The 19,776-nt window shown below is 62.0% G+C and carries 13 protein-coding genes; 6 read left to right on the forward strand and 7 right to left on the reverse strand.

The window, feature by feature from the left end:
* Positions 1 to 91: 91 nt before the first annotated feature.
* The 3 genes from VVT58_RS15900 to VVT58_RS15910 form a co-directional block, all read right to left on the reverse strand.
* Entirely contained in the window at positions 92 to 2,524 is a 2,433-nt protein-coding gene (locus VVT58_RS15900) for a TonB-dependent receptor (protein WP_066563126.1), read from the reverse strand.
* Positions 2,525 to 2,792: 268 nt separating this feature from the next.
* Positions 2,793 to 4,187, reverse strand: a complete 1,395-nt coding sequence (locus VVT58_RS15905; protein WP_066563129.1) for a phosphotransferase — start codon at positions 4,185 to 4,187, stop codon at positions 2,793 to 2,795.
* 120 nt (positions 4,188 to 4,307) lie between these two features.
* Positions 4,308 to 6,683, reverse strand: coding sequence for a TonB-dependent receptor (locus VVT58_RS15910; RefSeq protein ID WP_066563130.1), 2,376 nt, complete (start codon positions 6,681 to 6,683; stop codon positions 4,308 to 4,310).
* A gap of 350 nt (positions 6,684 to 7,033) precedes the next feature.
* On the opposite strand from VVT58_RS15910, the gene VVT58_RS15915 reads away from it, so the two are divergent.
* The 3 genes from VVT58_RS15915 to VVT58_RS15925 all read left to right on the forward strand — a co-directional run bounded on the left by VVT58_RS15915 (position 7,034) and on the right by VVT58_RS15925 (position 11,150).
* Positions 7,034 to 7,945, forward strand: coding sequence for an SMP-30/gluconolactonase/LRE family protein (locus tag VVT58_RS15915; protein ID WP_066563942.1), 912 nt, complete (start codon positions 7,034 to 7,036; stop codon positions 7,943 to 7,945).
* 95 nt (positions 7,946 to 8,040) lie between these two features.
* Entirely contained in the window at positions 8,041 to 9,663 is a 1,623-nt protein-coding gene (locus tag VVT58_RS15920) for a GMC family oxidoreductase (protein WP_102999818.1), read from the forward strand.
* On the forward strand, positions 9,660 to 11,150 hold the full coding sequence (locus tag VVT58_RS15925; RefSeq protein ID WP_327754022.1) for an aldehyde dehydrogenase family protein: 1,491 nt from the start codon (positions 9,660 to 9,662) through the stop codon (positions 11,148 to 11,150). Before VVT58_RS15920 ends, VVT58_RS15925 begins: the two co-directional genes overlap by 4 nt.
* 133 nt (positions 11,151 to 11,283) lie before the next feature.
* Here the strand turns inward: VVT58_RS15925 and VVT58_RS15930 are convergent, their stop codons facing one another.
* From VVT58_RS15930 to VVT58_RS15945, 4 genes are all read right to left on the reverse strand, one after another.
* On the reverse strand, positions 11,284 to 12,039 hold the full coding sequence (locus tag VVT58_RS15930; RefSeq protein ID WP_237230100.1) for an SDR family NAD(P)-dependent oxidoreductase: 756 nt from the start codon (positions 12,037 to 12,039) through the stop codon (positions 11,284 to 11,286).
* A 108-nt stretch (positions 12,040 to 12,147) separates the two neighbouring features.
* Complete coding sequence (locus tag VVT58_RS15935) at positions 12,148 to 13,326, reverse strand: hypothetical protein (protein ID WP_237230102.1); 1,179 nt, start codon at positions 13,324 to 13,326, stop codon at positions 12,148 to 12,150.
* The gene (locus tag VVT58_RS15940) at positions 13,313 to 14,458 is read right to left on the reverse strand and encodes a sulfotransferase (protein WP_237230104.1); all 1,146 of its coding nucleotides are present in this window, start codon (positions 14,456 to 14,458) and stop codon (positions 13,313 to 13,315) included. The genes VVT58_RS15935 and VVT58_RS15940 overlap by 14 nt, the downstream gene beginning before the upstream one ends.
* 135 nt (positions 14,459 to 14,593) lie before the next feature.
* On the reverse strand, positions 14,594 to 15,487 hold the full coding sequence (locus VVT58_RS15945) for an AraC family transcriptional regulator (protein WP_237230106.1): 894 nt from the start codon (positions 15,485 to 15,487) through the stop codon (positions 14,594 to 14,596).
* Positions 15,488 to 15,823: 336 nt separating this feature from the next.
* Between VVT58_RS15945 and cysD the strand changes: the two genes are divergently transcribed.
* From cysD to VVT58_RS15960, 3 genes are all read left to right on the forward strand, one after another.
* A complete protein-coding gene (gene cysD / locus VVT58_RS15950) occupies positions 15,824 to 16,741 on the forward strand; it encodes a sulfate adenylyltransferase subunit CysD (protein ID WP_066563138.1) in 918 nt (305 codons plus the stop codon).
* A 122-nt stretch (positions 16,742 to 16,863) separates the two neighbouring features.
* The gene (gene cysN / locus VVT58_RS15955) at positions 16,864 to 18,777 is read left to right on the forward strand and encodes a sulfate adenylyltransferase subunit CysN (RefSeq protein WP_102999817.1); all 1,914 of its coding nucleotides are present in this window, start codon (positions 16,864 to 16,866) and stop codon (positions 18,775 to 18,777) included.
* The gene (locus tag VVT58_RS15960) at positions 18,774 to 19,544 is read left to right on the forward strand and encodes a 3'(2'),5'-bisphosphate nucleotidase CysQ (RefSeq protein ID WP_066563142.1); all 771 of its coding nucleotides are present in this window, start codon (positions 18,774 to 18,776) and stop codon (positions 19,542 to 19,544) included. The genes cysN and VVT58_RS15960 overlap by 4 nt, the downstream gene beginning before the upstream one ends.
* The last annotated feature ends 232 nt before the right edge of the window (positions 19,545 to 19,776 follow it).

Genomic DNA, 19,776 nt, shown 5'->3' on the forward strand with positions numbered 1-19,776 from the left:
AGGGTTCGCCCTCGCGTGTAAATCGGGATGACCGGATCATAGCGATCAGGTGAAGCGGACATCGCCGCCGCACCTGATCGACGCACTTATGTCAAAAGCGGTAAGAGACCGTTGCCCCCCAAGTGCGCGGCGCCGCAGTAAACCCGATCGCGGTGCCGAACGTGCCATAACCGTTGAAGATGGCGTTGTAATATTTCTCCTGAGTCAAATTCCGTCCCCACAAGGTGAACTCCATGCCGCCGTCGAGCTTGAAGCTGATACTGCCGTTCAGCACGCCATAGGCCTTGAGCCGGCTGAAGCTGTTCTGCGTGTTGATAAAGCTGACAGCCGCCGCGCGCTCTGCGGCGTCGTTGACACCGTCGTTAAGCGCCGGAGCCGTCAGATCAGCGGTGGCATAATCCTGATAGACGGCTGAGGTATAGGCATAGTCGGCATGCAAGGCGATTTCGCCGCCTCTGACTGGAATGCGCTGTGTGGCGCCGACGTTCCAGGTCCATCTGGGCGCGCGCGGAACAATTTCACCGCTTCGATCAACCGTGCCCCCCAGCCCCGCCGCGGTGAATGATCCCGCAGCATATTTCGCCTTCAGCCAGGATATGGCGCCACTGACTTCCATACCCTGCCACGGAATGAGCGTGCCTTCGAACTCGACGCCATAAGCTCTCACATCGCCCGCATTCTGAACAAACTGCGTCAGATTGCCGCCGACCAGAGCATTGACGATATTCTGCGCACCGTTCCGCCAGATATAGAAGCCTGCCAGGTTGGTCCGCAAATGCCTGTCGAGAAAGTCGCCCTTGAACCCGATTTCGGCATCCTTGACCTTTTCCGGCGCAAAGGAACTGGCGTCGGGCGGAGTCGGCCGTGAATTAAGCCCGCCAGCCAATGCGGCACCGCCCGTCTTCGCATAGACGAATTTGCCATTCCCCAGTTCATAGTCGATGCTGACCAGCCATGCGGGATAATCAAATTTGGCGGTCACGGGGTCCGTACAATTGGGGCCGGGCGGGACGAGATTGGCGTTGGTGCCCACGGCGCACAGACCCGTCGGCGGAAGCGTGATCAACCTGCCGTTCGACACGAACGAACCGGAAAAGCCTGGTATCCCGCCAATATAGCCCATGCGGTTGATAGAGCGTTTGTCCCACGTATAGCGAAATCCGCCCGTCACCCGCAACCGTTCGGTCAGATTGTAATTGGCCTGAGCGAACAATGCCTTGGACTCTGATTTATAAGTAGCAAGATTGGTGTTGGCGGGCGCAAGGTTGAAACCGAAATCGGTGTCCTGGAAGACGAGGGACTGCGATTGTTCGTCGCCCGTTTCCTTGAAATAGAATGCACCAAGAATGAATTCCAATTTCCCCAACGTACCCGAGAATTGAAGTTCCTCACTGCGCTGTTTCTGGGAATAGTCGCTGGCATAGGACGCGATCTTGGCGGGCGTACCGTCCAGATCGGTGCCGTCCCCGGTTTCCGCCTCTCGATAGGCCGTTATCGATTTTACCTTAAAATCCCCCAGATCATATTCTATCGTCGCACGAAGGCCCCATGTCTTGTTGTAATTGAAGGGCGTATCGATGTTGGGATTACCCGTGTTGGGGTCATTATAGGTTGTGTAGAAACGACTTTGGGTTTGCAGGAAGCTGGCGAGGTCAAATTGATGGGAATAAAGAGCGAGGCCCGGACCTGTCGGATTGATACCACGCAGAGCGACATTATTGTAAGTATCCTTGATGTCAGCCCAGTCGGCCGACAGGGAGACCGTCAGCGGGACCGCCGAAGGTTCCCAGTTCAGCGTGGCGCGGGCCGCGATGTCATGATCGATACGCGCCGCATCGACCCCCCTGATGGGGTTCGGGCCAAAGCCTCTGCCCCGCTCACCATAGCGCCCCGCCAGACGTAACGACAATTCGTCGCCGGCGATCGGCAAAGTCAGCGCGGATTCGATCGACCAGCTTTCATAATTGCCGACACGACCGGTAATATAGCCGCCGAAATGGCCGTCCGGCTGAACGGTCGTCATGTTCAGGGCGCCGCCTGTCGTATTGCGTCCGAACAATGTTCCCTGGGTACCGCGCAGGACTTCGACGGACGCCAGGTCGAGAAGACCCAGATTGCCGGCAATGGGTCGTCCATAATAAACGCCGTCGACATAGATGCCGACCGCAGGATCGGAAAATGAATTGGGACTGTTCTGAGCGTTACCCCGGATGGCGAGATATATGAGGGACGCGTTCCCGGTGCCGCCCGACTGAACAGACAAACCCGGCGCGGCCCGGCCTACATCCGCCACTTCGACAATCTGGCGTTCAAGCAGGGCGGTCGGATCAAGCGCCGTGACGGCCACGGGAACTGTTTGAAGATTCTCCGAAGTCCGGCGCGCCGTCACGATGATATCGCGCACCGCGTTATTGTCGCCGCCACTGGAGCTTTGCTCGACCGCTTCTGCCGCCTGGCTTATAGCAACACCGCACGCGCTCCACGCGGCGCCGGTCATAAGGATTACCCGGAATATCTTACCCATTTCATCCCCTCCTGTGGTGACTATATTTAATTTATGACGACCTGTTTCTATTTATTGACCGAAATGATATATTTTTATCTTATTATATTTTCAGATAATATTTTATCTTGGCACGATCCGTAGATACTGATTGGGCAAGCATATACTGATTGCCCAGACCAGCTACTCCCTGATCGCTCAATCTGCGGGACGAAGCACATATCGTCGGATAGGTACCATCCCTCGGGCTGGCCAGACGCCCATGCGGGCATATTCAATACCCACACGCCTAATCCCGCCGCAGCGGCTCCATGGGCACCAGAACCAGATGATCGGCGGGCGCGCCAGGCCCCGCGATGACCAGACAATGCCGCAGCGTCCTTCGGTGGAAGAAACGCGTCAGGGCGATATCATCGGCTGGCTTGCTCTTTTCGATGAAGCGCATCAATGCGGCCTCACCCTCGACCGGATCGGCATAGGCTGTACCGAGCAGCGCCTCGATATCCTTGCCATCCTCGTCCCGCAGCCAGTCCCGATAGCGCAGCTGATCCCGGAGATAGTGCGGTATGGATGCGAGAATGTTACGTTGCCAACCCTGTAACGATCCGCTTTCCGGCAGGCGCTCGATTTCCGCCTGCAATTTCTGGAGCGCCAGATCGTTCTGGTCGATGGCGGCGGGCGGCGGGAGCGCGATGTCATCGAGCGTCATGCCCAATATCTCGGCCAAAGCCTCCATGCAGCGCCGTCCGATCATCGGAACCTGCACCGCCGCCTCGACCCAGTCGCCGCCGCGTCCCGTTTCATGAAGCCCGAACAGGGGACCATAAATGGCTTCGGCCAGGAAAGAGACGGTGTGATAAGCGATTGCGTCATAATCGAGCGGCACGCCGATCGCGCGTTCATAGTGATGGAACAATGCGGCGACGTCGCCCATATTCTCGATCGGATGGCGTCCCCGGAAGCAGGCGAGATCGCGCATGGGATCGCCCAGATGACCGATTTCCACATCCAATATGCCGGTGACCTGGGCGCCGTCCGAAAGGAACTGGCCGCAATCGCCCGTGACGAAGGAAATGGATTCCCGATGCCGGGGATAATTACGGCGCAGCCAGCCTGCGCAAAATTCCAGCAGCGGATCGGTGATGCCCTGCTCTGCCGTCATGGCATGAAAGCGCTCGAAATTGTGCAGGGCAATCTCGCGCGGCCCCTGCGGCAAATGGGCTCCCCCTTCGACGAAGGGGCGACTTGGAAGACGATGTATGTCCGCCAATATCTCCATATAGCGCAGGGATGCGGCCCACCGATCGTCGGTCATGACCGATGCGCTTTCGATCGCCTGCTGAACCAGGCCGGGGTCCCGCCCACCTTCTATCCATTCCATCACGATGGTGTTGGGCTGGTCGCACATGCCCAATATGGCGGGAATGGGGACGCCATTTTCATGCAGCGCCCGCTGCATGCGCATTTCATAATCGAGCGGATAGGGATGGGTCGGCCAGGTACGGTCGCCCTTGAGCAGAAAGTCGCGCTTCACACCATTCTGCTGCACGCTGGCGCGCCAGACCGGACGCCAGCGCCGTTGCTTTTCCAGCATGACCTCAGAACAGCCCAGCACATCCTCAAGCCATCGGCTGAGCTGTTCGCGGCTTTCGGCCTGATCCTGATCGGCTTCGGTCTGCGCCATCGACGGTCCTCCCCATAATCCTGCCCTGTCCATTATGGCCGGTGCGTCATCCGCCTTCGTTGGGCCGCGCTGGCCTTTGCGGACAGGACGAGACTGACGCACCGTCCTCAACTCTTGCGGTCAGTCGCCGAACCGATAGCGAACCTCCACGCCATAGGTGCGCGGGGCTCCATAAAACCCGCTGAATATGCCAAGCGCCGCTGATCCGACATTGCTCGAAGCCAGATATTTCTTGTCGAACAGGTTGCGCACGAAAAAGCTGATGTCGGCATTGCTGCCGCCCACGCCGTTCAGGTCCAGCCGTCCGTTGACCAGATCATAGGCGGGCAGAACCTGATCGGAGGAGCGGACTTTACTCGAATGGTAATAGTCCATGCTGACCACCGTTTCCGCAAGCGAGCGCGGTACGGGCAGCGTCCAGCGCAGCCCGGCGGTCACCGTCGTCTTCGCGACCAGATTGAACGGCACCTTGAGCGCTGCGAGATAGGATTGCAGTGCGGCAGGCACCGTCAGCGACCGCGACTTGAGGTCGAGGAAGGTCGCCCCCGCGTCGAATGACAATGTCGACGTCGGCTGAATCCGGGTCGAAAGGTCAATGCCCGCGACACGGGTTTTGCCGGCATTGACGAGCAGCGTCCCGCCGCTCGGATCGTTGCTGGCGTCGCAATCGCCGTCCGGTGATTTTGGCGGGTTCGTGCCACCGGCGGCCGTCGTGCTGCAACTTGCCTGCGTATTGAGGCCGGAAATCGGCACCTGCACATTATTATACCAGCCGACAAAAGGCGACGCGTTGAACTGGAGCTTGACGTCGCCCATGGTGAAGTCGGAGCGGATACCGACCTCCACATCCGTCACCTTTTCCGGTGCGAAGGACTGGAACGGCGCCAGCCTGCCGGCCAGCGTGGGACTGTTGATTCCGCCCGCGCGATAGCCCCGGCGGGTGACCGCATAGAGGAAGATCGCATCCGACGCCTTCCAGTCGACGCCCAGCTGCCAGGTCAGCGCCTTGGACGAGGTTTTGTTGACGCTCGAATTGCGGATAGTTGCCGCCCCGTCCGCGCATTCTTCGGGCGAAACGACGGGCTGGTTATTAAGGCCGCCGCCGACGCAGGCCTCGATCTTGTCCCAGGTGTGGCGCACGCCCAGATTGACGTGCAGCCCGTCCGCGATCTCATAATTGACATTGCCGAACAGCGCCCGGCTCTTTTCGCTGTAGAAACTGTAGTTGAAGCGCGCATCGGTAATACCGGGCAGGATGAAGACGGGAATATAGGTGCCCGACGGCCCGAGCGGCTTGCTGTCAAGGTAGAAGGCGCCGACCAGCCAGTCGAGGCGATTGCCGAGTGCCGATCCCTTCACCTGCACTTCGTCGCTGAGCTGCCGAACATCGGATGTCTGACGGCCGCCGACGATTGTCACCGGAAGCCCGGCGGGGATCGCGCCGCTGCCGTCGGCGATCAATGTCGGCAATCCGTCGACACTGGAATAATAGTCGATCTTGGTGCGCCGATAGCCGAAGATATTGAGGAAAGTGATGTCGTCGGACAGATCGAATTCAGTCCGATTGGTAATACCAAAACGCTTGACCCTTTCGAACGCATCGACGTCCGAATTGATCACGCGCGGACCGCGTGCGCGCTGCAACGCCAACTGGACCAGCGCTGCATTGGCCGTGCCCGTCGCCGTCAGCCCGTTGGGACCGGGCAGCACATCGGTCAGCACGGACGCGCCGCCGACCGCTTCATTGTGATAATAGTCGACAATGACCGTGTTGCGGAACGCGGCGCTCGGCTCGAACAGGATCGATCCGCGGATCGCACGCGAGTTGAGATCGTCGGGGTCGCCGCCGATACCGATATTCCTGGTCCAGCCGTCGCGTTTCTGGATCTGACCGGCGATGCGGATGGCCAGCGTATCCGATGTCAGGGGTATATTGAGTGCGGCTTCCAGCAGCCGGGCGTCGTAATTGCCGTAGGACGCCTTGGCATATCCCCCCAGCTTATAGTCCGGCGCGGTCGGATAATAGAGGATCGCGCCGCCGGTCGTGTTGCGGCCAAACAATGTCCCCTGCGGCCCCTTGAGCACCTGAACCGAGGACAGGTCGTAGGTCGGGATGCTGGAACCTGTGGTGGGGGAAGGCACTTCGGCGAAATAGCTGATGACGCCCGGCGCGCTGTTGCCGGCCAGCGCCTTGGACTGACCCCGGATGGAGAAATTGGTGTTTTCGCGCCCGCCCGACCCGGCCAGGAAAACGCCCGGCGTCTTGATCAGCAGATCCTGCGTATCGCGGATATTGGCCTGCCGCAGCGAATCCGCCCCGAAAGCCACGACGGAAACCGGCGTCTCCTGAATATTCTCGGCGGTGCGGCGCGCGGTCACCACGATGTCGCTGGTAGCGCCCTCCTGCGGCGCAGCGGTGGACGACTGCGCCAATGCCGTCTGCGACGTCGTCAGCAACAGGCCCAATGGCAGTATGAAACCCCGTATTCCCTTCATTCTTCTTCTCCCTGATGGTCAAAGGATGACCGTTCTGATTGAGAGCCGGTCTGTTGCCGGCCTTCCGCCTCTATAGGTTGGCAGCATGGTCGTTGCCGCCTGCCGCCGGTCAGTTCCCGTCGCCGACCGCACTTTCCGGATTGTCGCCTATGCAAATCTGCCTGCGAGCCACGTCGCTATCCTCTCGGCATTTTCCCCATGGATCGGGTGTGCGGCGGATATGACGCCAATTCGCGCCTTCAATTACCTGTCGAAAGGTGGGTCCGATGTCCGATCATGCCGATATCCACCAGATTTGAGGGCGGCGCACGGTCCGCAGATGCCGTCGGCCCCTAATGGGAAAGGACGAGATGACCTGTTTTGCAAGCGGACTGCTGATGCCAGAGGGACCGATCGCGCAGCCCGATGGTAGCCTCATATTGGTGGAGGTGCTCGGCGGCCGCCTGTCCCGCCTTGGCCCGGACGGCGCGCGCACCACTATGGCCGATCTGGGCGGCGGTCCCAATGGCGCGGCGATCGGTCCTGACGGGCGCATCTATGTCTGCAACAATGGTGGCTTCGGCAAAATGACCCTGCCAGATGGCGGGCTTCTGCCGATCGAGGCGCCTCTCGATACGCCGCCCGGCATGATCCAGGTCGTCGATCCGGCCAGCGGCGCCTTCGAAACCTTATACGCATCCACCGAAGCAACGCCCTTCTGGGGACCGAATGATCTTGTCTTCGATGCAGAGGGGGGCTTCTGGTTCACCGATTTCGGTAGGGATCGCGGCGCGGCGCGAATGCGGGGCGGGCTTTATTATGCCAGGGCGGACGGGTCGGAGATTCGGCTGGCCGCCGGACCATTGGACGGGGCGAATGGCGTCGGCCTCTCGCCCGATGGACGCACTCTCTACGTCGCCCTCACCTATGAGGCGCATCTGCTGCGCTATCGGTTGTCGGCGCCCGGCGTGATCGATAAATCGGCGTCGCCCTCCCCGGACGGGCACAGCATCGTCGGCCGGGCCGGCCCCGGTCAATATCTCGACAGTCTGGCCGTGGACAGCGCCGGACGCATCTGCTGCGCCTCGCCCGGCGAGGGCGCGATACTGATCTTCCCGCCGGAAGGCGGAACGCCCGAGCAGATCGAAACGGGCGACTTTCTGACGACCAATATCTGCTTTGGCGGCGCGGACGGGCGCGTGGCCTTCGTCACGCTGGGCAGTTCCGGCAAGGTCATATGTTTCGACTGGGACGTGCCCGGCCTGCCCCTGGCATTCGGCTGACCTGCTCAGGTCGAACAGCGCCGCCCTGCCGTCTGGCAGGTCAGCCAGGGCCCGCATTGCTGTTTCATCGCGACATGCCTGAGAAAAGAGCGAACATGCCGGCTGATTGCTATGACTATATCATCGTGGGAGCGGGTTCTTCCGGCTGCGTGCTGGCCAATCGTCTGTCGGCCGACCCGACCGTCAGGGTTCTGCTGGTGGAGGCGGGACCGGACGACAGCAGCCCGTTGATCGCCATGCCCCGCGGCATCGGCAAGCTGCTGGCGCCGGGCAATCCCCATGTCTGGGATTACGCCGTTTCGCCCGGCGGGAACGCACCCCAGGAAATATGGCTGAAGGGCCGCGCGGTGGGCGGGTCCAGTTCGATTAACGGCATGGTCTATGTGCGGGGCGCTCCGGCCGATTACGACGGCTGGGAAGCGGCAGGCTGCACCGGCTGGGGCTGGCAGAGGATGGGCCAGCATTTCGTGACGCTGGAGGACCATGTGCTGGGCGCCAAGGCGTGGCGCGGCGCCGGCGGCCCGCTCAAGATCAGCGTCCACCCTTCCGGCGACCCGCTTTGCGAAGCGTTCCTGACCGCCGCCGAGCAGGCCGGGACGCAACGGGTGGATGACATGAACGACATGCCGGCCGTGTCCGAGGGCGGCATGGCCTATCAGCCGACATCTACCTATCGCGGCAAGCGCTTCTCCGCTTCCCGCGCCTTTCTCAAGCCCGTGCGAGGCCGGCCGAATCTGGACGTCGTGCCGCGTACCGACGTCCTGCGCATCCTGTTCGACGGGCAGCGGGCGAGCGGCATCCTGCTGCGCAACAAGGATGGCGTGCATGAGGTCGCGGCACGGCAGGAGATCATCCTCTCCGCAGGCGCGGTGCAGAGCCCCAAGCTGCTGCAATTGTCGGGCATCGGTCCCCGCGCCCTGCTTGAATCGCTCGGCATCCCGATCGTCGTCGATGCGCCCGGCGTCGGCGCCAACCTTCGCGAACATCGCTATCTGGGCTTTACCTACAGGGTTCGGAGGAACAGCCTGAACCAGAAACTGTCCGGCCTGGGCCTCATCATGTCGGCTTTGCGCTATGCTTTCGGATCGAAAGGTCCGCTGACCCATGCGGCGCATGAGGTGGGCGGCTTCGTCAAGACCGATGCCACGCTCGACCGGCCCGACGCGCAGGTCGGCCTGGGCCTCTATTCCTTTCACACGGACGACAAGGGGGCGGTGGCGCTCGACCCCTATCCCGGCATGACCGTCATCGCCTATTATATGCGGCCCGACAGCCAGGGCCATGTCAGGATAAGCTCGGCCGATCCGGATGTCCCGCCGGTCATCGACGCCAATCATCTGGCCACCGATGCCGACCGGAGCCATTTCGTCGCCCTGTTTCGCTGGCTCCGCTGCCTTGCGCAACAACCCGCGCTGAAAGACTGGATCGTCGAGGAAACAGGAAAGACCGTCGGTATAGAGGCGGACGAGAACATTCTTGCCAACGCCATGGCGCTTGGCGGCACATCCTTCCACATTTGCGGGACGTGCCGCATGGGCGCGGATGAAGCCTCCGTCGTCGACCCGCAACTTCGCGTGCGCGGCGTCACCGGCCTGCGCGTGGTCGATACCTCCATCATGCCGACCATCGTGTCGGGCAATACCAATGCGCCGGCCATGGCCATCGCGCTCAACGCCGCGGACATGATCCTGCGGCCCAGTCAGGACCCTGCCCTATGACCGTGCCTTTCACCGCATTCGACAAGCTGTATATCGATGGCGCCTGGGTCGATAGCGGGAGCGAACGCGACGCTATCATCAACCCCGCCACCGAAGCGGTCATCGGTCGCGCGCCGGTGGGCAATGCCGCCGCCGTGCAGGCCGCGATCGCGGCCGCGCGCGATGCGTTCGACACGGGCATCTGGCCGCGCATGGCCATGTCCGAGCGCGCCACGTACCTGCGCCGGATGCATGCCGCCCTGGATGCCCGCAGGCAGCAGATCGCGGCGCTGATCGTCGCGGAAGTCGGCTGTTCGCAGGGCATCACCCAGGGCATGCAGGTCGCCAATCCGCTCGACCATTTGCTGGCCGCCGTCGAACATTCGACGCGCGACGACAGCGTCCGCCTGCCCATCGACATCACCCCCGATCCCTTCAACCCCGACGGGCCGAAGAAAATAGGCGGGACCACCGTGGTGCGCGAGCCGGTGGGCGTCGTCGCAGCCATCACCGGCTATAATTTCCCTTTCCTCATCAATCTGGCGAAGATCGTGCCCGCGTTGCTCGCCGGCAATACGATGGTGCTGAAGCCGTCGCCCTTCACACCCTTTTCCGCGCTGCTGTTCGGGGAGATTGCCGAAGAGATCGGCCTGCCCAAAGGCGTGCTGAACATCGTGACCGGTGGACCGGAGGTCGGCACGACCCTGACCAGCGATCCGTGCGTCGACCTTGTTACCTTCACGGGTTCCGAAGGGGTGGGCGCCGCGATCATGGCGCAAGCCGCACCGACATTGAAGCGCGTGCACCTCGAACTGGGCGGCAAGTCCGCGCTGATCGTCCGTCAGGATGCCGACGTCGCCCGCGCCGCGGGCATGGCGGTCGCGGTACTCTCGGTCAATGCGGGCCAGGGTTGCGCCCTGCTCACGCGCCTCGTCGTCCATAACAGCATCAGGAAGGCGTTCGTCGAAACCGCCTGCGCCATCGCCAGCCAGTTCAGGATCGGCGATCCTGCCGATCCCGGCGTGGCGATGGGGCCGCTGATCCGCGAATCCCAGCGGGAAAAGGTCGAAAGGCTGATCGCCATCGGCCGCGACGAAGGGGCGCGGATCGTGCATGGCGGCGGGCGTCCGGCGGGCCTCGACAAGGGTTTCTTCACGGACATCACGATCTTCGACGATGTCGACAACAGCATGACGATTGCCCAGGAAGAGGTGTTCGGTCCGGTCGGCTGCATCATCGGTTTCGATAGCGACGAAGAGGCGATCCGCATCGCCAACGATTCCCGCTATGGCCTGAATGGCGGCATCGAAACCGCCGACGCCGCCAAGGGCTATGAGATGGCGATGCAGATCCGCGCGGGCAGCGTCATGCTCAATGGCGGGACCGGGCGGATGACCTATGCGCCAATCGGCGGCTACAAGCGCTCCGGCATCGGACGGGAATATGGTCCGGACTGGCTGCACGAATATCAAAATCAGAAGTCGGTCTTCTATCCCATCGGAGGATAGAGAAGCTGCCTAGAGCAGATTCCGATCCGATTGCATCGGCTCGATTGCTCTAGTCTTTTGATTTGACGCGTTTTCCGAGCCAGCAGGTGATTGGCTTGGCCGAACTGGCGTTTCCACCCGCTTCGAAAACGCTCTAGCCGGCGGTAATGCCGCCGTCGACCGCCCAGCAGGCGCCATGCACATGACGCGCGCGATCGGACGCAAGGAACAGAAGCGGTTCGGCCACATCCTCGGGCGGACAGGGCGGGCGCATGCCCGTGTAGCGCGCGAGCAGCCGGGGATCGGCGAAATCGGGGAAGGACATGCCCTGCGTCATTTCCGTCCGCATCGGGCCGGGCGAGAGGACGTTGATCCGCACGGGACTGTCCATCATCTCCATCGCGAGCGACAGCGTCAGACCGACCAGTCCGAATTTGGAGGCGGTATAAGGCGCCAGATAGGCCTGCCCCATGAAACCGGCGGTCGAGGCCACACAGACGATATTGCCCTTGCTCTCGATCAGGTGCGGCATGGCCGCCTGCATGAGAAAGAAGGGACCGGACAGGTTCGAGGCGATGGTCCGGTGCCATTCCTCTTCCTTGATGTCCAACAAGCGGTGAAACATGACATCGGCGGCGATATTGCACAGCACGTCCAGCCGGCCGAACGCCGTCATCGCCGCTTCGATCGCCTCCCTACAGCCACGCGGCTCGCCAAGATCGCAAGCCAGTTCGACACATCGGCCACCCGCGTCGCGGATCAACCGCCCGGTCTCTTCCAGCTTGGCCCGGCTGCGCCCGACAAGGCACAGTGCCGCGCCTTCCCGAGCAAAGGCGAGACTCGCCGCCCGGCCCAGGCCCGACCCGGCGCCGGTGACCAGTACGACCTTGCCTGCAAAGTCCATCCGCATAGTCTTTCCCAAACGGGGCGGCGGCGGGATCAAAAGATGCCGCGCTGAACGCCTGTCATATCGGTGATTACGACGCGGCCAACCTTTCGCCGGATGGGGTCGATCCCGTCACCAGCGCCGTCGCCATTGCGCGCCACGCCGACGGTTACGGATCATCTCGTCCCTCTGCTCCGGCGTGACCAGCGGCGTGTCGCCGGGAAGATGCGACCGAAGCTCTGCCGCGGGCACGAGTCTGAGCGTCGGCTCCGGCCCGGAACTCGCGCCGGTCCAGCGCAGCATCAGCGACCCTTCGTTGCGGCCTGCCGGATCGAGCCAGTTGGGCACGCCCGGATCGTCCAGTGCGATGACGGCGCGGAAGCGGCCGTCGCCGTCGAGCCGCGCCTGCGCTGCGTTGAGGCTGCTCTGATGGTTGATCCAGTCGATCGTGTTCCACAGTGGATCGTTGAGCTGCACGTTCCAATAGCGCACCTGATCGGGCACCGCCGTATCGATGATCATCGCTTCCCCCGGTTCCAGCCGGAAGATGCCTTGATAATAATGCTGCCCGGCAACGCCGCCGCGACCGGCCCAGTCGTCATATTCCAGCCTGTTGACGAAGCCCTGCGCCCGCTGTCGCTGACCATAGCCCAAGGCGAATGCGGCATAGCGTTCGACGAAGGCCGACAGGCGATCGAGCCGATGGGCGATCTCGGCCGCGGGCACGGGACCGCCGCCCACGCGCCGGTCGACCCGTTCGATCGCGATGCGCAGATCGCGCCCCGCGCCCCAGTCATAATAGGCATGGCGCAGACCAATGGTGACCGCGCGCGGGTCGAGCGGGAACCAGTCGCCCGCATGACCCTCCGGCCGCTCGCCGCCCAACAGGATGTCGAATGCGCCGTCCGGTCCCAATGTGCAGGCATCCAGATCGATCATGCCCACCGAAGCCCCCATATCCTCCATCGGTCCCAGACCGCCCGCGACCAGATCGAGAAACACGAAAACCCCATCCCCGCGCGTGCCGGACAACCTGTAAACGCCGCTGCCGTCGATCCGCGCCGCGCCATAGATGAAGTCGGGATTGACCCCGACCGTGTTCAGCACGCTGCTGACCGACGGCACGAAATCGGGATGATCGGGATCGGCGAAGGCCGTCTGATAGCCGGTGGCGAGGATGGCGAAGAACAGGCGGTGCGCCTCGGCCCGGGCCTGTGGATCATCGGGATCGGCCAGCCTGTCCAGCACGCTTTCCGCCCCCGCCATCTGCTCCAGCCAGGCGCGCCACTGGGACGTATTAGAGATAGGCATGGTAGGTCTCAATATATTCGGCGAACCTGTCGCTCACCTGTTCGGCGGTCAGGCCATAATCGGCCAGCGTATAGCTGCGCGGCCCATGCTTGCCCGCCGGATTCTCCCGCAGCCAGCCCAGAATGCCTTTTTCCGAGTCCGGCGTGAAATCCCAGCCGAAATGGTGATAGGCGGCCCGGATGGTCGAAACCGGGTCGGCAACGAGATCCTTGTAGCGCATGTCGTAAATCGGCAGGTCCGGATGCGCCTTGCGGTAATCCATGCAGCACTTCACCCCGTCCCACCAGAGTTGCAGAAATTCGGCGCCCAGCGCATGCAGGTCGAGCCGGTCGTAGGAGGGCCCACGGATGACGCTGATCAGTTGGGAGATGGAGGCGATGACGGTGGTCGGGTCGCGATGCGGCTGGATGAAGATCGCATCGGGATAGACGTGGCGCAGCGCCGGGAGCTTATACATATGCTCCTGAATCTTGAGCACCCAATGCCTGCCGGGATGCCGCCAGCCCAGATGCTGAAGCCACATCTTATGGACCTCGTAACGAAAGGTCGCGTCGATGCCCTTGAACCAGTCGTAGAAGCGGGGAAGATGCTGGAACATGCACGGATTGCTGCTCTGAAACGACGTCGTCATGAACGATCCGCATTCTTGCGGGATCTTGGCGCCGAGCGGATGGGCTTTGAGCAATTCGTCGGCATCACCGCCCAGTTGCGCGCGCAGATGTTCGTCGAAACGGGCGATGCGCGGGTCCGTATCGGCGGTTGCGGCTTCGGGCGGGGGCGATGGCTCGGCCACTTCCCACATCAGCGGCGTGCGGATCTGCGGGTCGCCTTCCATCAGGGCGTGCAGGAAACTGGTGCCGCACCGGGGCAGGCCGAGGATGAAAAGCGGCTGCCTGATTTCGACATTGGCAATGTTGGGATAGCGCGCCCGATCGTCGGCGATCGCCTTCAGCCGGGACAAGTCATCGGCGATGATATGCAGCGCCCGGGCATGGCCATTGGCGTTGAGTGCCCGGTCTTCCTCCATCGAGGCGAGCAGTTGTTCGAGCCCCGGCCGCACATTGTCCCGTAAATAATCAGGCAGCGGATATTGCGCCAGCAGCGCGTCCGCGTCCGGAAATCCAAATGTCATTGCCATCCTCTCTCAAACCGGTCTGACGACCATTTTGGGCAGGATGACCGGTCCGGGCACCGATGAAAAGCGCAGGCGGCCTCGATGTCGCCTATCGGAAACAGATGTCGAAAATTGCGGCTACACCAATGGGCGTCAGTGGATCAAAAGCCGGTCGCGGAACTGCTGCGGCGAACAGCCCTCCATCTGGCGGAAGGCCACACTGAAACTTGCCGTATTGGCAAAACCGCAGCGATAGGCGATCTCCTTGACCAGAAGCGATCGGTCCATCAGCAAGTCCTTTGCCAGAGCCAGCATATGACGGCGACAAAAGGCTGCGGGACTTTCGCCCGTCGCGGCGCGGAACAGGCGTTCATAATGACGGACGCTGATGCCGCGTTCCGCCGCCAACTGCCCGATCTCGACCCTGCCGGGCTGCTCCCGGATATGTGCGACAAGGCCGGCCAGATAGCGCTGGTCGAACGTCCGGCGACTGGTGAATTCGGCTTGCGTTTCCGGGCCGAATTGCTGCACCATTTCGGCTGCAAGCCCGACGCTGATCGAATCCAGAACGAGTTGCGAACACAGCCCCGGCGCCACCAGTTCCTGCTGCGCCCTTAGAAGCAGCGCCCTGACGTGGGGATTGCGCATGTCTATGGTGTCGCGCAGTTGTTGATCGGAAAGTTCCATCGGCAATCCGGTAATCGCGGGAATATCTATTCTGCAAAATAGCGATCTTTGCTCGCGTTCCTGCCAATGCATTTGGAACGGACGCGCGGCCGGATAAAAGCGCACTTCGCCCTGCTCGCAAAAGTCGCAGGCAGAAGCGAGATAACGACCCACGGACGGGAAGTGGGTCAATTCGAAATAGCTGCACGGCGGCGTGAAGACGATCTCGTTCCGTTCCCGCCAGAAAAACCGCCGGACTTCAAAGCGGGCACCAACTGTAGCCTTGGCCGCTTCGAGAGACGTTTCGAATTCCTGCGGGAATATGAAGTCCAGTCTTGTGCCCTCAGCATGACGGGCAGCGTCATAAGGTCTTATCGACATATCGGCCCTTACCTGCGCTCTCTTCTCTCCGGATTATCGTGATGATAGGCGATCGACCTTATCAGGAGAAGCTGATTTATCGGACGATCTCTTCTGGTTCCAAAAATATAATCGGATGATTTCCCTGATACGCGGTTACGGGAAATATTCATATTTTTGACGATAGATACCCAAGATGTTACTGTTATCATCATTCGGATCGGCTACGATCGTACTAGCCTATCCTTGACGGAATCGCTATTCATTTGGCACTTTGAATGCTGATCGATAGCTCGGAATCGACACCTTATATTGCTACCGAGCAGATAGTGTCCATTTGCTATCGGCAGGAATTTCATGATCAAAGAGCCACGGATAGGGCTGACGCATCTCCAGCGCCTGGAGGCGGAGAGCATCCATATATTGCGGGAGGTCGTTGCGGAGGCCGAAAAGCCCGTCATGCTGTATTCCGTGGGCAAGGATTCGGCGGTGATGCTGCATCTGGCGCGCAAGGCCTTCTACCCCTCGCCGCCGCCCTTTCCGCTGCTGCATGTCGACACGACGTGGAAGTTCCAGGCGATGTACGATCTGCGCGACCGGATGGCGCGGGAATCGGGGATGGAACTGCTGGTCTATCACAACCCCGAAGCGCAGGAGCGCGGGATCAACCCGTTCGATCATGGCGCGCTGCACACGGACATGTGGAAGACGGAAGGCCTGAAGCAGGCGCTCGACCTCTATGGCTTCGACGCGGCGTTCGGCGGCGCGCGGCGCGACGAGGAGAAGAGCCGGGCGAAGGAGCGCATCTTCTCCTTCCGCACCGCCAGCCACGGCTGGGACCCCAAGAACCAGCGGCCGGAGCTGTGGAACCTCTACAACGCCAAGAAGAACAAGGGCGAGAGCATCCGCATCTTCCCGATCAGCAACTGGACCGAGCTGGACATCTGGCAATATATCCATCTGAACGACGTGCCCATCGTGCCGCTCTATTTCGCGCAGGAGCGCCCGACCGTGGAGCGCGACGGCATGCTGCTGATGGTCGATGACGAACGCTTCCCGCTGAAGGCTGGAGAGGAGCCGGTGATGCGCTCCATCCGGTTCCGGACATTGGGCTGCTATCCGCTGACCGGCGCGGTCGAGAGCAAGGCGAAGACGTTGCCGGAAGTCATCCAGGAAACGCTGCTCACCACCACATCGGAACGGCAGGGCCGCGCCATCGACAAGGATGCCGGCGGCGCCGGCATGGAGAAGAAGAAGCAGGAAGGGTATTTCTGACGCACTACGGAATGCGAAGCGTTCCCAAGCGTCAACCCCAGCGCAGGCTGGGGTCTTTCGCCTCCTGATACGAACCAGACCAATGCGACCCCGGCCTTTGCCGGGATGACGGGACAGATGACATGACCGACACGCTCGACGAACCTATCTACAAGACCGATGCCCTCATTGCCGAGGACATCGACCAGTATCTGCAGGTGCATGAGCACAAGACGATGCTGCGCTTCATCACCTGCGGATCGGTGGACGACGGCAAGTCGACGCTGATCGGCCGCCTGCTCTACGACAGCAAGATGATCTTCGAGGATCAGCTCGCCGCGCTGGAGGCGGACTCCAAGCGCGTCGGCACCCAGGGGCAGGAAATCGACTTCGCTCTGCTGGTCGACGGCCTTGCCGCCGAGCGCGAACAGGGCATCACCATCGACGTCGCCTATCGCTTCTTCGCCACCGAAAAGCGCAAGTTCATCGTCGCCGACACGCCGGGGCATGAACAATATACGCGCAACATGGTGACCGGCGCGTCCACCGCCGACCTTGCCGTCATCCTGATCGACGCGCGCAAGGGCGTGCTGACGCAAACCCGCCGCCACAGCTATCTGGCGCATCTGATCGGCATCAGGAATATCGTCCTCGCCATCAACAAGATGGACCTGGTCGACTATGACCAGGCGGTCTATGACGGCATCGTCAAGGATTATACCGAGTTCGCCCACTCGATCGGCATCAAGGCCTTCACGGCCATGCCCATTTCCGGCTTCAAGGGCGACAATATCACCGGCCCGTCGGCCAACACCCCCTGGTACAAGGGGCCCGCGCTGATCGAGCATCTGGAGACCGTCGAGGTCGATCAGGTCTCCGATCAGGCAAAGCCCTTCCGCATGGCGGTGCAGTGGGTCAATCGCCCGAACCTCGACTTCCGCGGCTTTTCCGGCCAGATCGCGACCGGCACGGTGCGCAAGGGCGATGCGATCCGCGTCCTGCCCTCCGGCAAGACCAGCACGATCAGCCGCATCGTCACGCTGGGTGGCGATCTGGACGAAGCGATCGCCGGTCAGTCGGTGACATTGTGCTTCGCCGATGAGATCGACTGTTCGCGCGGCGACGTGATCGCGGCGTCGGACAATCCGCCCCAGGCCGCCGACCAGTTCGAAGCGACCATCGTCTGGATGGCGGACGAAGAAATGCTGCCCGGCCGCCCCTATTGGCTGAAGATCGGCACCCAGACCGTCACCGCCACGGTCCAGCACCCCAAATATCAGGTCAACGTCAACACGATGGAGCATCTGGCGGCGAAAACGCTGGAGCTGAACGCCATCGGCGTCGCCAACCTGTCGACCGACAAGCAGATCGTGTTCGAACCCTATGAGACGAACCGCACGCTGGGCGGCTTCATTCTGATCGACAAGATCACCAACGCCACGGTGGCGGCGGGGATGCTACACTTCTCGCTGCGGCGGGCGCAGAATGTCCATTGGCAGGCGACCGATGTCAGCCGCGATTTCCATGCGGGCCTCAAGAACCAGAAGCCGGCCGTGCTGTGGTTCACCGGGCTTTCGGGCGCGGGCAAGTCGACCATCGCCAACCTTGTCGAGAAGAAGCTGGCGCGGATGAACCGCCATACCTTCCTGCTCGACGGCGACAATGTGCGTCATGGGCTGAACAAGGATCTGGGCTTTACCGATGCCGACCGGGTGGAGAATATCCGCCGCGTGGGCGAAGTCGCCAAGCTGATGACCGATGCGGGGCTGATCGTCATCACCGCCTTCATCTCGCCCTTCCGCGCCGAGCGCGAGATGGTGCGGCAGATGATGCAGCCGGGCGAGTTTGTCGAAGTGCATATCGACACGCCGCTGGCCGAGGCCGAAGCACGTGACGTCAAGGGCCTTTACAAGAAGGCGCGCACGGGTCAGCTCAAGAACTTCACCGGCATCGACAGCCCCTATGAAGCGCCGGAAGATCCGGAGATCCGCGTCGACACCACCGCCATGACGGCGGAAGAAGCGGCCGATGCCATCGTTGCGAGGCTGATCCCATGAGCGCGGCGGTGGAAAACATGACCGACGCCGATCTCGCCGCCCATCTGGCGGAGATTGCCGGGCGCATCCTGATCGATGTGCGGGAAAGCGGCCTGTTCAGCCCCAAGGCGCTGGGCAAGGCGGGGGACCAGACGGCGAACCAGTTCCTGTGCCACGCCCTGCGCGAGGTCAGGCCGCAGGACGGCCTGCTCTCCGAGGAGGAGAAGGACAATGCCGACCGGCTCGCCATGAGCCGGGTGTGGATCGTCGATCCGGTGGACGGCACCCGCGAATATGGCGAGGAGCGGAGCGATTGGGCGGTGCATGTGGGTCTGGCCCTCGACGGGCAGCCTGCCATAGGCGCAGTCGCACTGCCGGGTCTGGATGGCGGCACGCTATTGCGCTCCGACCAGCCGGTCACCGTGCCGCCTGCCCCGGACAGGCTGCGCATGGTGATCAGCCGCACCCGCCCCGCCGCCGAGGCGGTCGCGGTCGCGGAACGGCTGGGGGCGGAGCTGGTCCCCATGGGCAGCGCCGGCGCCAAGGCGATGGCGGTCATCCTGGGCCAGGCCGATATCTATCTGCACTCGGGCGGGCAATATGAATGGGACAGCATGGCCCCGGTCGCGGTCGCGGTCGCCCATGGCCTCCACTGCTCGCGGATCGACGGCTCGCCGCTCGTCTACAATAGACAAGACGTCTACCTCCCCGACCTTCTCATCTGCCGCAAGGAGCATGCGGGGCAGATTCTCGAACTGATCGCGGAGGTCACGCAGGTCGCCGACTGAAACGGCCGATCCCGCCAGAGCGGGTCATATGCCCGGTAAGCGTTCACCGATTGTTCGCCCTTAGCGTTGTCTGACGTGCTTTCCACGCTATGTCCTCTATATGGCTTCCTTCAACATCAGATGCCTGACCGAAATCTGCTGGGCCCCGCTTCCAAGCCGATCCACGCCGATGATCGCCGTTTTCACCCTGATTTTTGAACGTCGAGCGATTTTGTCAAAAATTGGCTAACGG

It is taken from the genome of Sphingobium sp. SJ10-10 (assembly GCF_036038995.2).
GTDB lineage: Bacteria > Pseudomonadota > Alphaproteobacteria > Sphingomonadales > Sphingomonadaceae > Sphingobium.